Origin of the sequence: Fuerstiella sp., assembly GCA_022447225.1 — a bacterium.
In the GTDB taxonomy this organism is placed as follows: domain Bacteria; phylum Planctomycetota; class Planctomycetia; order Planctomycetales; family Planctomycetaceae; genus S139-18.
Genome location: JAKVAZ010000001.1, coordinates 108,338 through 122,084, shown reverse-complemented (window position 1 = coordinate 122,084; position 13,747 = coordinate 108,338). Strand labels below are relative to the sequence as shown.

The window sequence follows — 13,747 nt, the reverse complement described above, 5'->3', positions numbered from 1 at the left end:
ACATGTCCAGACAATTTCACCACGACGGTATCACTTTCCACTATCGAGATATCGGTCAGGGCCTGCCGTTTGTTTTTCAGCATGGCCTGAGTGGTGATGTCAGCCAGCCGTGCGGGTTGTTTACGCCGCCTGCCGGTATACGGCTGATTTCTTTTGATTGTCGGGCTCACGGTGAAACCCAACCACTGGGACCAGTCAATAAACTTTGTTTCAGCGGTTTCGCAGACGATCTGGCAGCTTTGCTGAGCCACCTGAAAATTGATCGTGTCGTCATCGGAGGAATTTCGATGGGTGCGGCACTGGCAGTCCGTTTCGCTTTGCAGTTTCCCCGGCGGGTTATGGGACTGGTGCCGTCACGTCCGGCCTGGCTGGCTGGGCCCAATTACGAAAACGCAAAATTGTTCACCGACATCGCAGACCTGATTTGTGATCTCGGGCCGGCGCGAGGACGTGAGCAGTTCTGCCGGTCGCAGGTGTACACCACAATGATGGCTGAATCACCGGACTGTGCAGGATCACTGGCTGGCCAGTTTGACGGACAGTCGCCGGTTGAGAGGGCCGTCCGACTGAGACACATTCCGCAGGATGCTCCCTATGATCAGCTCAGCGAACTGACACGCATCTGTGTGCCGACTCTCGTGATGGCAAATCGACAGGATCCGATTCATTTATTCCATTACGGACAGACGATTGCGGAACAGATTGATGGTGCTGAGTTTCAAGAGCTGACACCCAAGTCCGTGAGCAGCGAGCAACATGCCGCGGACGTCCAGCTTCATTTGGGTAATTTCCTTGAACGACATTATCTGTAACGGATTGTTGCTCTGCGCTACTTTATGGAACCAAGCATCATTGTTGGCGATGGCCCGCAACAAATCCGTTCAGAAAATTACTGAACAGCAGATTGAAATAACAAGTCCCCAGCTCTGTGTCAGGCTGCTTCCGAAGCAGGCGCTGTATGCACCGGACGCAATCACTGGAGTTGTTTTGTTATCTCTTATTCCGGCGTTTTTTTCGTTTCTTTACTGGCGGCGTCAAGTTCACTGTCCTGAGGCCGAATCATTCTGAAATAACGACGAATTGTCTGTCGGTGTCCCAGTGGTATTGGCTCAGAATCCAGTACGGATTCGGTCAGCCGTTCATACGTTTCCGCCTGATCACGGTATCGACGAACGGCTTCCTGAACGGTCTGTGGAGCCGTCATGGTTTCGGTGTCAATGTCACCCTCTGCAGATTGCTGTCCGGTGATATTCATTCTGTTATTCGACTGTAGTTTCGATGTTCTGTCTTCGTCCTGATTGTCTGTCCTGCCCGACCCCCACTGATCACCGCCTTTTCCGCTGCCTGTGCCGGTTCGCCGGTACTCAGACTCACATTCACCCTTAGATTCACTCAGAAAACGACACTGTTTCCTGAGCAGGTCCGACAGTTTTTTTCGACGGTCCTGCTTTTTGCACTCCCCTGCCAGGCCCCGCATTCCTTCCTGGAATTTGCTGCGGTTTCTCTGCCTCAGCCCTTCAGTCGTTCGGGCTGTTGCCTCTTTGAGTTTTTGACCGGCTTCACGGCTTTCATTTTTCCGAACATTGTCGAGTTTTTCGGTGATTGCTTTCTCGGTCTGAGTATTGAGTTCAGGCATTTCCAGCCGTGCCAGTTCCTCGGCCGCTTTTTTCAATTCCCCTTTACCCATTGCTTCTCCCGCCGCCCGCATTTCGTCTGAAAGTGACAACGCTATTCCGATCTCTGCCAGCTGAGCTTCAGTATCAGGGTGTTGCAGTTCCTGCTGTTTTTCCTGAAGCAAAGCCTCCATTTCAGACAGCCTGGCGAGTGCGTCCCGAGGTTCCACACCGGGCTGTCTTAACGCGTCCAGCCGTTTTGTGAGTTGCCGCAGCAATTCCTCCATTTCCGGATCGATGTCTTCAGTGTCAAACTCCTGGAGTTCTTTCAGGCTGTCTTCTAATGTATCGGCCTGGGCAGTCACCACATTGTTCGACGTGACTTCAGCTACGGCCTGTTCAGAAGGTGATCCGGCCACTGCGATCACGATAGCTGCTGCGGAGACACCAAGTCCCCAAAACCACGATGGAGGTGCGTGAATTGGTGCGACCATTTCCGGCCGGACTGATACAAGATGTTTTGCTGTATCTTCCACCTGGAGAATCTGCCAGCCTGTCTGATGAGCGGACGTTGCAGAAAATTCCAGCGCCGTTGTCGTACGGTCTTTAAGTTGATATTCCCGGTCAATTGCCGCGGCGGCGGCCTGTTCACAACAGGAACGCGATACAGAATATAACCAGCCCAGCAGCGGACCGGCGATCAGAACTGCAACGACGGACAACAGACTGACATCGGACCACAGGAACCGGGCAGTCCCCAGACCACAGGCCGTCAGGCCACTGCTCATCAATCCCGCTGACACACATTTCCAGATCCACTGACGCTGCTGTCGTTCACGGACGGTGCTGACACACTTACGAATTTCTTTCATGTTGCCGGTCTTCGATTCATAAGAGTGACGGTATATTCTTTTCTGCGGCTTGCATTAGTTTGTCATGTCATCATCTGATTCGAAATCTGAATATTCTGTTTACACGACAATTTCACCGGGAAACAACTTCAGCGGTTACCCGAGACTATAATTCGGTGTGTTGTCGATCCTGAGTCGTGATTACATTTCTCAGCGGACCGGTCAGCCGGTGCCGGGAATGACGATCTTGCTGTGCAGACACGACACCCGCAGGTCGCCATCCGGCGATTTTTACTTCTGGTTCCTGCAAACAATGAAATGCCCAAAAACAAGTTCGGTCGTTTCACGGTTCTGCAGTACCGCAGTCAACGCTTTCTTTGATGATGTACAACAGCATGAACCTCACTCCGGACCCGGCGACCGCCGCTACGTTACTGAACGGAACGATCGAACAGATTCTCTCCGCACGGACTTATACGCTGGGGCTGCTGGAAGAAACGCCAAAAGATCGCTGGTTCGAAATCCCCGACGGACTTCCGTGCAACATTGCCTGGCAGATCGGACATCTGGCGGTCAGCCAGTATGGGTTGCTTATGTTTCGAATACGCGGTCGTCGTCCGGATGATCTCGATCTGGTACCTGGCAGATTTCGAAAAACTTACAGCCGTCAAACAACACCGACCGACAATCCGTCAAACCAACCATCTTCTGATGAACTGATTGCACGGCTGACGCGGATTCATGAAACAGCACTTTCTGAACTGAGGCAGCTGGAGCCTGACATTCTGCTGGAAGAAGTCGACCATCCATGGACTGCCTGGCCCGTTAAACTGGGAGCCATCATGTTCTGTCCGCTCCACGAACAGATCCATGCCGGGCAGATTGGTCTCATTCGTCGGGGACTGGGCCTTGATCCTGTAAGATAGTGCCACTTTACAATGGTGTGTTCTCAGCGCTCCCTTGCTGTTGGCGTATCATTGTTGATGAAAGATCAACTCGAAAACACGATTGCGGCAACTGTACAAACAGCTCGCCGTAATCATGTCCCGCCGGCAACTGATCGCTGGTACGGAAAATGCGTGATTTGCCTGTCAGATCCATCCGACCGGCAACCAGAAACTGCACCTTTGCTGAATAAATTTTCTGCAGAAACTGATCACGCAGCCCGAGGTCATGATTGTAATACCGTGGATTCAGGATGCGTTCTGCTGTGTCGAATCCAACCACGAACCAACGACCTGGGAACAGGTCTGCCTTATCTGCAAACAGTGCTGCGTTGGTTATCAGAACGTCCTCGTCTGTGAACTGTTGCAGCCGCTGGTGAACTTTGTGTGCGGTGAGTGATGGTTTATCAGGATTGCAGACCGACAGTTCAAACAATACTGAATCACCCAAAAATGTGGCCGCCGCATTGCGCAGCTGACGATGGCCATCGTGGACGGGATTGAACGCTCCGGGAAAAATGGCCGAATCGGGCAGGTTCGCGGCAGACCGGTACACTCCGTTCCGCCACAGCACGACAGGTGAATCAGCATCAGGCAGTACAATCGGTACTTCAACTGGTGATGCCGCCATGATGATCTGTTCCCTGAACTGATCGCCGACGATCTTGTGGGGATAAAAAAGAACGCTCGAACCAAAACGCTCGAGCGCCCAGTCACAAATCCTGATGATGATTTGCGTTAGAAGACCGTTCAGGGTTGCAGTGAAAATCCTTCGCTGACGTAGCCGTTTTCATCGGCCACCGTGAATCCACCGGCCGGAGTCAGATATTTACTGATGGATTCATAAGGCGGCAGTGTGGTGAAATCAATGACGGAAAAAATTTCGTCCATTCCGGGAAAATTATCCGCGACATCTCCGCTCTGTAGCAGTTCATAAAGTGTTCGATACTGATCTGCCGGCTTCGTAAAGTTGACCGAAACAACTTCTGCCGGGAAATGTTGAGCAATCCGCCTGAAGTCTTCTGATTCCGCCAGCGGAAGCATGTCATCATCGTTGCGAAGCACCCGTTCCAGGATTTGTCCGCCGACTCCGATCAGAAATGAACCGTTGGCCACAGTCAGTCCAACGACTGCTCCGGATTCGCTGAATTCGTAAAGTGTGAAACCCCGAAATTCCCGAACCTCTAAAGGAAAGTTCGGTTCGTTGCTGACACGAGCCAGCAAATCATTAAACGCGTCCGGATCCTGAATCCCCACGGCGAATAACATTTCATTTGTGCCTGTGTATGAATCTATCGCACCGCCAACCACATGAATTTCTCCGGTAAGCTGATCGATCAGGTCATCTTTCAGGTGAACACCGGGACCTTCTTTTTCGGATATCTGATCAACGAGTTTTGCCAGAGCGCCGGGTCCCTGAAACCCATCAACCAGGCTTTCAATGGCATCGTAGGCTTCGGACACCTGCCAGCTGGTTGCCATGTAAAATACGGTATCATCCCTGACCCAGTCGGGCGGTGTTGCACTGACCGGCTGGAGCATGAAGGCACGCATAATTCCGGCAGGTGGCTGTTCTGCATAAACCATACCCCGTCGAATCAATTGAAAATCACCGGTACCTTCTTCTGCAATCATTCCGATGGCCTGCAACTGGTTGAGACCCAGCAGAGGGAACTGAGCAATTGCCATGCTGGCAATGAACTGAGCCTGACCGAATGATCCGGTCTGAGACAGTTTCGTCAGCAGACCAATCAGATCAAGATAAAAGATTGAGTCTGCAGAACCGGGTTCCGTTTCCAGACGGTTAAGCACATGTGTGTATATTTCGTTGCTGCTGAGTGAATCTGCAGAGTTTCCGTCCCAATTGGCAATCAGGCTGTCCATCACCCGTTTGCTGCTGCAGAACACGAGGTGACTGTCACGAAGAAACCAGCCGAATTCCTTAATCAGCGGGGTCGGGACCGCTCCCACAACTTCATAAAGAGTGGTCTCTGTTCCATCGACATCTTCCTTTGACAGAGCCACCTCCGTGACTTGGCTGAGTGTCTGTTCGATCAGCTCCAGCAGTGATTCCACTTCGGAATGCGACTCACCAATATCAACATGCAGCACAAGTCCAACATGATTCCCCGCACCGCAAATCGACGCAGAAACTTCGCCGGTTGGAATATTCAGTATATCTTCAACTGACATTCCCAGTTGAGCTTCAACCGTAGAGAGAACATTGCCAATCGGACCATCGAACGCTCGGTGCAGCTCTTCACGAAAATCAGCCAGGGACGGATCGTTGATCAGCTGCCCGTACGGTGATTTTGCGAACTGACGTTTCGTGTCCTCCACACTCTTGACTGTAATATGCAGATAGGTGTCATTCGGCAAAATCTGATCGGCGAGTACCGCATCTTGGGCCTGAGCAGGCATTGCAGCAGACGCAAGTACTGGTACTGTCAACATGAGTTGCAGGATTTGAGCCGGAGTCATTGGTGCCCCTTGTTCTGGTTGGACGTCTTAGTCAGTCAATATGCCTGAGTCTGGTCGACAATTGAAATACTCAGAATTGCCGATCCCAACGTGATGGAGCCCGCTGAGCGCTGCTGGCAGACACTGTTTCTCAGTGGGATTCTCACAGCTTTCCTCTGACAAGATCAAGGTGTACTTCAACAGTTGTCACAGGTCGATTGAATCCCGAAATGATTTACAGATGTCCGGATCAACTTTGTCTGCAACCGGGTTAATTCGATACGAGAGCAGCAGTCCTGGCTGAATTTTGTTGTTTCTGCACGTATTTGTCTGAATCAGACTGCAAGAAAGTTTCGCAGCAGATCATGCCCGAAACCAGTCAGAAAGCTCTCCGGGTGGAACTGTACGCCATGGACCGGATATTCCCGGTGCTGTAATCCCATCACTTCGTAATCGTGACCCTCTTCACTAACCCAGGCTGTGATTTCCAGGCAGTCCGGTATGGATTCCTTCGGCACAATCAGACTGTGGTACCGTGTGGCTTCGAAAGGCTGCGGTAATCCTGCAAAAACGCCCATTCCGCCATGCTGAATTTGTGACGTCTTGCCGTGCATGAGTCGTCCGGCACGCTCAACACTTGCTCCATAGACGTCTGCCAGACACTGATGGCCCAGACAGACTCCCAACAGCGGGATCCGGGGACCAAAACGTCGAATCACGTCTCTCGACAATCCGGCTTCGGCAGGCGTACAGGGTCCCGGTGAAATAATGATTCGATCCGGTGCCATGGCAGCAATGGCTTCCAGGGACGTTTGATCGTTGCGTTCAACCGTAATCTCCAGGGACCCGTCTATTTCACCAATCCTTTGGACCAGGTTGTAAGTGAACGAATCATAATTATCGAGCAAAAAAATCATGAGCGAATCAGCAAGTCCGGTGAGAGTGCGTCGTCAGGACAGACCATAGCGGAACGTCTCTAAGTTGAGAACTTAACAACCTCAGTAACCTTATCTGCCAACCGGCAGTTTCTGCCATTACATCCAGCGAATCCATGGATGTCAGGAATGGCTGAGATGGCAGAAAAGGCAAAATGCCCAGGTTGTGTGTTGCCGGTCTTGCGGGATGTCAACAACACACCGATTGCCGAAGGTTGACGGCATCGACCGGGCACCTCAATTGACGAAGACCTGACAAAGAGCCTGTTGCGCTGGCGCCGCCAGCGGTGGCTCCCGGGTGATGACAACACCCCTTTACTTTATAAGACTGCTGACGGAATGGTGAGGCCATGAGGACCATTGATAGTCCCCGGAGTCTTGCGTTTGTAATGATGACGTTGCTCTCCGGCTGTATGACCGGGCCGAGTCTGATCGAACAAACGGATCCTTATTCCAGTGCGAAACCAGGGTCTGATCGATGGTGGTCTGAGAAAGCCCAAATCACGCCTGGTGTTCGCCAAAAGTGCAGCAAAGGTAAGATCTGGCCGGTTCGTCCACGACCATCCGGAGAAGGCCAGCAGTTTTCTCATACATTCCACGCAGCACATTACTGGCCGCTTCCTTACGTGTGTGCAGACCGACAGTACGTCGAAAACATTATGGAAGTCCAGAAAATCAACGGATGGATTGAAGAAAACACGCTGTACAATCGGCACTTTGACAGCGCTGACCAGACACTCACACGACCTGGTCGACTGTATCTACTAAAGATTCTGGAAGTCACACCGCTGCAGCGGCGTGTTGTTTATGTCCAGTCTGCCCGGGATCCTGGCATCGACAGCGAAAGACTGATTAATGTCGAAAGTGCACTAGCGGAACTAACAAACGGATCGGAAAAAATTACTGTTTCTGTGCGCTCCGGACGCGAATACAGTCGACCTGCATCCGAAGTTCAAATCATTAATGAACTGTACAACAACAGCATTCCTGCGCCGCGACTTGGCGGGGCAGCAGCTTCCTCCGGGGTTTCCGTCGGGGCCGGATCCGGTGCCCCGGCATCCGTCACACGCTAGACCGTAATCAGCTGACTGCATAAAGCAATACGACTTGGCACGAAACGAAAGAGGGCGAACCGACTGGTTCGCCCTCTTTCGTTGTTATTCAGGATGTTCAGCGGACAGTCCGGATCTCAAAGGTTCGCTGGATGAGAACCGGTGCTACCACACAGAATCAGGAATGTTGAAGAATAATTTCCTGGGGTTCACCCGCTTCATTGTATCCGGGAACCCTGGCAGAAATGCCTGGCCCGTCAGTTGCCTTCATCCGCGCAATACGCGTATCGACACTGTGAATGACATACAATGTCGCTGCAAGCACATGTGACACATTCGTTCACGCATCATTCATCTGCGGTGTTTGTACACAGTCATCCCAGCTGTTCGAAGGTGGCGTTTGCACAGTCAGCCCGTGGGCATAACACCGCCGCCGCACCATAACACAGCAGCCGGCAAATGCCGGTGGATGGAACAGCTAAAGGTCTGTGAACCAAACTGTTCGGAGTCCTTCCGCAGGAATAACCTCAGAAGCGATTCCATCCGAAACAGGGAAGGGCAAGGGAACCCTTCCCTGTCGGACGAATGCGGACCACTGCTATGCAGCCCGTTGCGGTCTGTGAACCGCAGATTTCCCTCACTGTGACCGAATTCTCCGGACCAGTACAATTGCGTCTCTCTCATGTCCTGTCGCCGAACAGGCTTTCAACAGTTCAGCGACAGACATAACAATCGATCAAATCCATAGAATCGCTTTTGTCACAACAGGTGAACGTACCGGCATTTTCTAAGCCAACCGGAAAATCTCCTTCAATCGTTGCCGATGTAACCGCAACGTAACTGTTTTTGGTTCAATGATTTACGGAAGACCGCATGACCAGCCGGCGCGCCACAACGCATTTGGAAGTGTTCAGATTGATATTAACGATGTTAAAGATTGTGTTAATTGTACTTAACATCGAACCTGTGGCGGGATCGCCAGGCAGAGGGTCCACTGAACCGAATCGCATAACGAATTCTCTGCTGACGAGTTGCAACTCCCTCCGCCCTGTGATCAGCTGTGACCAAACCGACCAGAAACCGGCAGGTCAGGCTGCGTTACGAAGCTGACCCATAATTCGTTCGAAATCGTCGTTTGAACCGAAGTGAATTACGATCTGACCCGATTCCTTCTTCTTCAGGCGGATGTCGATCCGTGCAGCCAGGGCTTCTCTCAACTGGTCCTGCAAAGAAATCACGTGTGACGACAGTTGAGTTGTGGTCGGTGGTGCTGCTGTCGCAGAACCTGCCGGTACCGGACCGGATTTGAGAATTCGGCGCACCGCTTCCTCCGTCTTACGCACGGAAAGACACTGTTCTTCGATTTGGCGAGTCAATTCCATTTGAGCTTCTGCCCGCAGCGGTAACAAAGCGCGTGCGTGTCCCCCACTGATACGATCGTGTCGCACGGCGTCCTGCACATGATCGGGAAGCTCCAACAGGCGCATCATGTTGCTGACCGTCGAACGATTCATACTCAGCCGCTTCGACAACTCTTCAACTGTTCCGCCGAAACGTTCCAGATAATCACGGAAGGCTTCAGCCTTCTCAAGAACGTTCAGATCCTGGCGCTTGAGGTTTTCTTCGATCGCGGCTTCACATACCTGGTGATCTTCGAGCTCCACGACCCGACAGGGGATGTTGTCCAGGCCTACCTGCTGAGCCGCTCGCCAGCGGCGTTCTCCGGCCACCAGCTCATAACCGCTTTCAATGGCACGAACCAGCAATGGCTGCAATACCCCGTGCTTCCGAATGCTGTTTGCCAGTTCATTGATCGCGGTCGGATCAAATTCGCGTCGAGGCTGAAACGGATTGCGCTGAATGAGTTCGACGCTGATTTCGTCTGCAGCGGGTGATGTCAGCTGCACAGGAGCTTCCGATTCACCGTCCTGTGTACCCAAAAGTGCATTGAGTCCGCGTCCGAGCCGACGTTTGAGTTTTGGTTTTTCAGACGAGTGCTGTTCCACCGTTTGCATCCCTGCCATGCCCCTTGTTTGTGACCTGAGCCCTTCCATAGGACAGTCGATCCATATATGAGATCGACATAATCGGAACAGCCGAAACAGTCCGACAGATGTGATGCGGGTCCCGAAAAATGGGAGAGCTGGGCAATGTTCCGAGAAGGGTTGACGATTCAGAATCGTGGTAAAATCAACACGAATCCGAATTGAACAGATGAGTTCTGTTCCGCGACAATTCAACCCTCACTGAAATCGGACCGGTGTATTCAGGCTTATCCGTAGACGATGATGACCTCCCGCGGAGGACGGCTGCTGTGTCTACTGTACGGTCCAATACTCCAATGCAACCTGAGTCGTTTCATCATACGACGAACCAGGTCTGGGCACTTGTCGCCGAACCCGATGCTGATCGGCTTTTTTTTCAGCGACAGGCCCCTTCAGTTTGCGAATTCGTACTTTCGCAATCCCGATACGCTTCAATGCAGCACTGGCCTGTCTGTCTGACATTCCCACCAGATTGGGCATGCCTCTGCGATGTTCGGCACTGGTCGCTGTGCCATTTTCTTCGGCATTGCTGTCACGGTTAACAACCTTAACGGTCCACCCACTGGGGATTCGGGCGTTGAATTTGCTGTTGCCCAGTTTCTCCCAGAATTTGCTCAGCCGGGAGTTCGCCACCATGTTGCTGAAGGCATAAGTTACCTGTGAGGTTCCGGCAGGATTTGTCAGTCGAACATGCGTGGGAAGTCCGGTTTGCATATCGATTTTGATGTCTGCTTTGCTCCAGTTCCGTGAGTCATCGGTGCCTTTGGGTTCCGCCATCAGAAACGTGTACCGGCCCTGCTGCCTGACCAGCTTCAGGCGAAATCGTGCCAGAGCATCAGCGGGAGGAAGTCCAAACAGGAATGGAAGCGGCCCGTTCATAATGTTTCGTCCGCGTTCTTCCGGGCGCAGATTCAATACTGTGGCCAGTTTTGCATCGTGTTCTTTACTGATAACGCGCAGTCCGTCACACGTCCATTCTTCTGAAGCATCCGGCAAAAGTTCAAACAATCCGCCGGTCGTCTTATTGCGTGGTGCCCCCCTGGCTTTGCGTTCTGCCAGCAACCTGGGAGTGATTTTCATGGGTTCGATCTTGAGGAACCCTTTGTCCGGTGACTCGAACAGGAATTTACCGACGCCCAGTTTTTCAGTACTGAATGCCAGATCGTACGAGCGACGCATCACATCGCCTTCAAGTCGCTTGATTTTGGCGCTTTTCGTCGACCATTCTTCAAGCACACGCCACAGCGCAGAGTCTTCCTGCGCCGGCTGAGCATTGGCAGGTCCGGAATCAAACTGACGCGCAGGAGATTGTGGCCTGGCAACAGCTGCAGACAACCCGGCGAACAATACTGCAACTACAAGCAACCGACGCATCGGATTCCTTCCGAACACTCAATGACCGTCCTCACGAGGGATCTGTCAGCGAATCCGGGTCGAACCCTTTGATACAACCTGGATCCAGCAGCCACTTATATCGACTACCCAAAATCGCTGCCAGACCGGTTCGACAGCGCACAAACACGCTGTTTTTCCTGAATTCTCGGGGTGATTTCCGGTGATGTGTTCCGGTTTTTGTCCGCCGCCCCCGGGCAAATCCATTCGGAACACGGTTGCCCTGTCACCGTACAGCCGACGTTCAGTGAATGTCCCTGAAAGATTCAGGAATCCGGAACTCTGCACAGGCAGCATTTTGAATGCAATTGTGAGGCAGTTCCTGACGTCATTATTCAGGTGCAGGATTTTTGTTACTGGAATTATGACAGCAGCTATGATTACGCTCGAAGACTCAGATCCGGCTAAAGACGTGGATCATCATTCCTTCGTCCACGGACAGCTCAAAAACCGGCAATCTGATTTATGAGGTTATTCCGGACAGCACACAGAAAAACAATTGCCAAAAGGGCAGATGAACCCCTTTAACGGACTGGAAAACTCACGTTATGGATGTTGTTACAAAGTAACGGGGAACTGGTCGCAGATGCTGTCATCTCCCGGAAATCAGGTGGAAGGCGTGGGCAATGTTTGTGTGACAACTCGGAATGGCTCTAATTCAAGCACATCCTTTCCGAATCTGAGCGACATTGCGGCAACGCTGTTAAAGTCGAAGGATGTTTCAGGAAGGATGTCTTAGTCAATGCAGGTGAATTAACTGTTGTGCGGGTCCAACAAAGCAGTCCACCAGAACCACAGTGACTGTTTTAGGCCCGGATTGGACAGAGAGATACGATCCATGAACACGACGGACCCTGGTAATCCGGTTCCGCAAAGCCGGTTGATCCGACGACGCTCTGTTTTCAGGGCCGCTGCTGTGGCGGCGGCCGGTGTCGCCACGGCACCCGCTCGCCTGCAGTCGGCGTCTCAGTCACCATCAGAAAAACTCAACCTCGCCTTTGTGGGAGTCGGTGGGCGCGGCAGAGCCAATGTGGGTGCGCTGGCCGGACAGAACTTCGTGGCATTTGCAGACGTGGATGACCATCGAGCTGGTGAAGTTTTTGAAAAATACCCTTCGGTTCGGCGGTATCGTGACTACAGAATCATGCTGGATGATCTTGGTAACAGGCTGGACGGAGTTGTGATCAGTACACCGGACCACATGCATTTCCATCCGACGTTGGCTGCCATGCAACTGGGGCTTCACGTGTATGTTGAAAAGCCGCTGGCTCACGATCTACACGAAACACGGATACTCACGAATTACGCCCGGACCGCTCGTCTGGCAACGCAGCTGGGAGCTCAGCGACATGCCTATGACAATATGCGTCGCGTTGTGGAACTGATTCAGACAGGTACGATCGGTGATGTGACCGAGGTCTGGTCGTGGGTCACAGGAAGTCGCGGCATGCCAAAGATTCCGGCCGGCCGACCATCGGTACCGGCTCACCTGGACTATGACCTATGGACCGGAGCTGTAAAACATCGTCCGTATCATCCGTCTGTCTGTCCGTACGGCTGGCGGTTCTGGTGGCACTACGGATCCGGTGAAACGGGAAACTGGGGCTGTCACACTCTGGATATTCCATTCTGGGCACTGGATCTAAAATATCCGGTCCGCGTTGACGCCAACGGACCGCCTGTTGATCCTGAACGCACGCCAACATCAATGCAGCAGACGTTTCAGTTTCCGGCCAGAGGCAACAAACCGTGTGTGACTCTGCACTGGCACCACGGTATTCCAAAGATTCTTCAACAGCTGGGTCTGCCGGCCAAAGAAAACAACACTCTGTTCATTGGCAGCGACGGGATGTTGTTGTGTGGTTTTCATGACCGCACTCTGCTGCCGGAAGACCGGTTTGCTGATGTTAAGGCTCCGCCACGGACGATTCCGGATTCCCCGGGCTTCTATCAGGAATGGGTGAATGCCTGCAAAGGGCAGGGGCCGGCGACTCTGGACTTTTCCTATGCCGGTCCGTTGACTGAAACCGCTCTTCTGGGCAATGTCGCGTACCGTGCCGGAGGATTCGACTGGGACGGTGACTCCATGTCGGCCGGGTCCAACCAGCAGGCAAACGGAATGCTGAAGACCGAGTACCGCCGGGGCTGGGAAATCTGACGTTCCAGGGACAGCAACACCGGAAATCCAGTCCGACGACCGGAAATCATCTGTCACAACAGTCCGCCCAATTGGACAGTTAGCACGTCCGTCAGGCTCGGATCCCGGCAAGCGGTTGCAGCCGGCTGTTTTGAAACCACGTCGGAAACGGACAAAAGGCTAAATCCAAAGGGAACCCTGAAGCAACGACAGTGTTCAAAACCGTAAGATGAATGTCACCATTTACGATTGATGTGGTGCAGATTCCGACCCAGGCTTCTCCACAGGATTGTCTTTGATGGCAAGGGCCTGAAGGAG

At 52.5% G+C, this 13,747-nt stretch carries 10 protein-coding genes; 4 read left to right on the top strand and 6 right to left on the bottom strand.

Annotated elements, in window-relative coordinates:
* The first annotated feature begins 2 nt into the window (after positions 1-2).
* Entirely contained in the window at positions 3-812 is an 810-nt protein-coding gene (locus tag MK110_00430; GenBank protein MCH2209738.1) for an alpha/beta hydrolase, read from the top strand.
* A 185-nt stretch (positions 813-997) separates the two neighbouring features.
* Here MK110_00430 and MK110_00425 read toward each other — a convergent pair whose 3' ends face one another.
* Positions 998-2,485 carry a hypothetical protein gene (locus MK110_00425; GenBank protein ID MCH2209737.1) on the bottom strand — a complete coding sequence of 496 codons (1,488 nt, stop codon included), beginning with the start codon at positions 2,483-2,485 and terminating at the stop codon, positions 998-1,000.
* Between the two features lie 362 nt (positions 2,486-2,847).
* Between MK110_00425 and MK110_00420 the strand changes: the two genes are divergently transcribed.
* On the top strand, positions 2,848-3,390 hold the full coding sequence (locus MK110_00420; GenBank protein ID MCH2209736.1) for a DinB family protein: 543 nt from the start codon (positions 2,848-2,850) through the stop codon (positions 3,388-3,390).
* Between the two features lie 7 nt (positions 3,391-3,397).
* Here MK110_00420 and MK110_00415 read toward each other — a convergent pair whose 3' ends face one another.
* From MK110_00415 to MK110_00405, 3 genes are all read right to left on the bottom strand, one after another.
* A complete protein-coding gene (locus MK110_00415) occupies positions 3,398-4,039 on the bottom strand; it encodes a hypothetical protein (protein MCH2209735.1) in 642 nt (213 codons plus the stop codon).
* Between the two features lie 119 nt (positions 4,040-4,158).
* Entirely contained in the window at positions 4,159-5,889 is a 1,731-nt protein-coding gene (locus MK110_00410; GenBank protein MCH2209734.1) for a hypothetical protein, read from the bottom strand.
* A gap of 314 nt (positions 5,890-6,203) precedes the next feature.
* Positions 6,204-6,785 (bottom strand): aminodeoxychorismate/anthranilate synthase component II, encoded by a 582-nt coding sequence (locus MK110_00405; GenBank protein ID MCH2209733.1) that lies wholly within the window; start codon positions 6,783-6,785, stop codon positions 6,204-6,206.
* Between the two features lie 368 nt (positions 6,786-7,153).
* Between MK110_00405 and MK110_00400 the strand changes: the two genes are divergently transcribed.
* Positions 7,154-7,876, top strand: a complete 723-nt coding sequence (locus tag MK110_00400) for a hypothetical protein (protein ID MCH2209732.1) — start codon at positions 7,154-7,156, stop codon at positions 7,874-7,876.
* Positions 7,877-8,943: 1,067 nt separating this feature from the next.
* On the opposite strand, the gene MK110_00395 is transcribed toward MK110_00400, so the two are convergent.
* Positions 8,944-9,861 (bottom strand): ParB/RepB/Spo0J family partition protein, encoded by a 918-nt coding sequence (locus MK110_00395; protein ID MCH2209731.1) that lies wholly within the window; start codon positions 9,859-9,861, stop codon positions 8,944-8,946.
* A 312-nt stretch (positions 9,862-10,173) separates the two neighbouring features.
* Complete coding sequence (locus tag MK110_00390) at positions 10,174-11,274, bottom strand: PASTA domain-containing protein (GenBank protein MCH2209730.1); 1,101 nt, start codon at positions 11,272-11,274, stop codon at positions 10,174-10,176.
* A gap of 856 nt (positions 11,275-12,130) precedes the next feature.
* Between MK110_00390 and MK110_00385 the strand changes: the two genes are divergently transcribed.
* The gene (locus tag MK110_00385; protein ID MCH2209729.1) at positions 12,131-13,450 is read left to right on the top strand and encodes a Gfo/Idh/MocA family oxidoreductase; all 1,320 of its coding nucleotides are present in this window, start codon (positions 12,131-12,133) and stop codon (positions 13,448-13,450) included.
* The last annotated feature ends 297 nt before the right edge of the window (positions 13,451-13,747 follow it).

What these genes read in the sequence shown, in the direction of transcription:
- MK110_00415 (MCH2209735.1), bottom strand. Translation starts at nt 4,039, where the DNA reads ATGGCGGCATCACCAGTTGAAGTACCGATTGTACTGCCTGATGCTGAT.
- MK110_00425 (MCH2209737.1), bottom strand. Translation starts at nt 2,485, where the DNA reads ATGAAAGAAATTCGTAAGTGTGTCAGCACCGTCCGTGAACGACAGCAG.
- MK110_00420 (MCH2209736.1), top strand. Translation starts at nt 2,848, where the DNA reads ATGTACAACAGCATGAACCTCACTCCGGACCCGGCGACCGCCGCTACG.
- MK110_00385 (MCH2209729.1), top strand. Translation starts at nt 12,131, where the DNA reads ATGAACACGACGGACCCTGGTAATCCGGTTCCGCAAAGCCGGTTGATC.
- MK110_00400 (MCH2209732.1), top strand. Translation starts at nt 7,154, where the DNA reads ATGAGGACCATTGATAGTCCCCGGAGTCTTGCGTTTGTAATGATGACG.
- MK110_00430 (MCH2209738.1), top strand. Translation starts at nt 3, where the DNA reads ATGTCCAGACAATTTCACCACGACGGTATCACTTTCCACTATCGAGAT.
- MK110_00390 (MCH2209730.1), bottom strand. Translation starts at nt 11,274, where the DNA reads ATGCGTCGGTTGCTTGTAGTTGCAGTATTGTTCGCCGGGTTGTCTGCA.
- MK110_00410 (MCH2209734.1), bottom strand. Translation starts at nt 5,889, where the DNA reads ATGACTCCGGCTCAAATCCTGCAACTCATGTTGACAGTACCAGTACTT.
- MK110_00405 (MCH2209733.1), bottom strand. Translation starts at nt 6,785, where the DNA reads ATGATTTTTTTGCTCGATAATTATGATTCGTTCACTTACAACCTGGTC.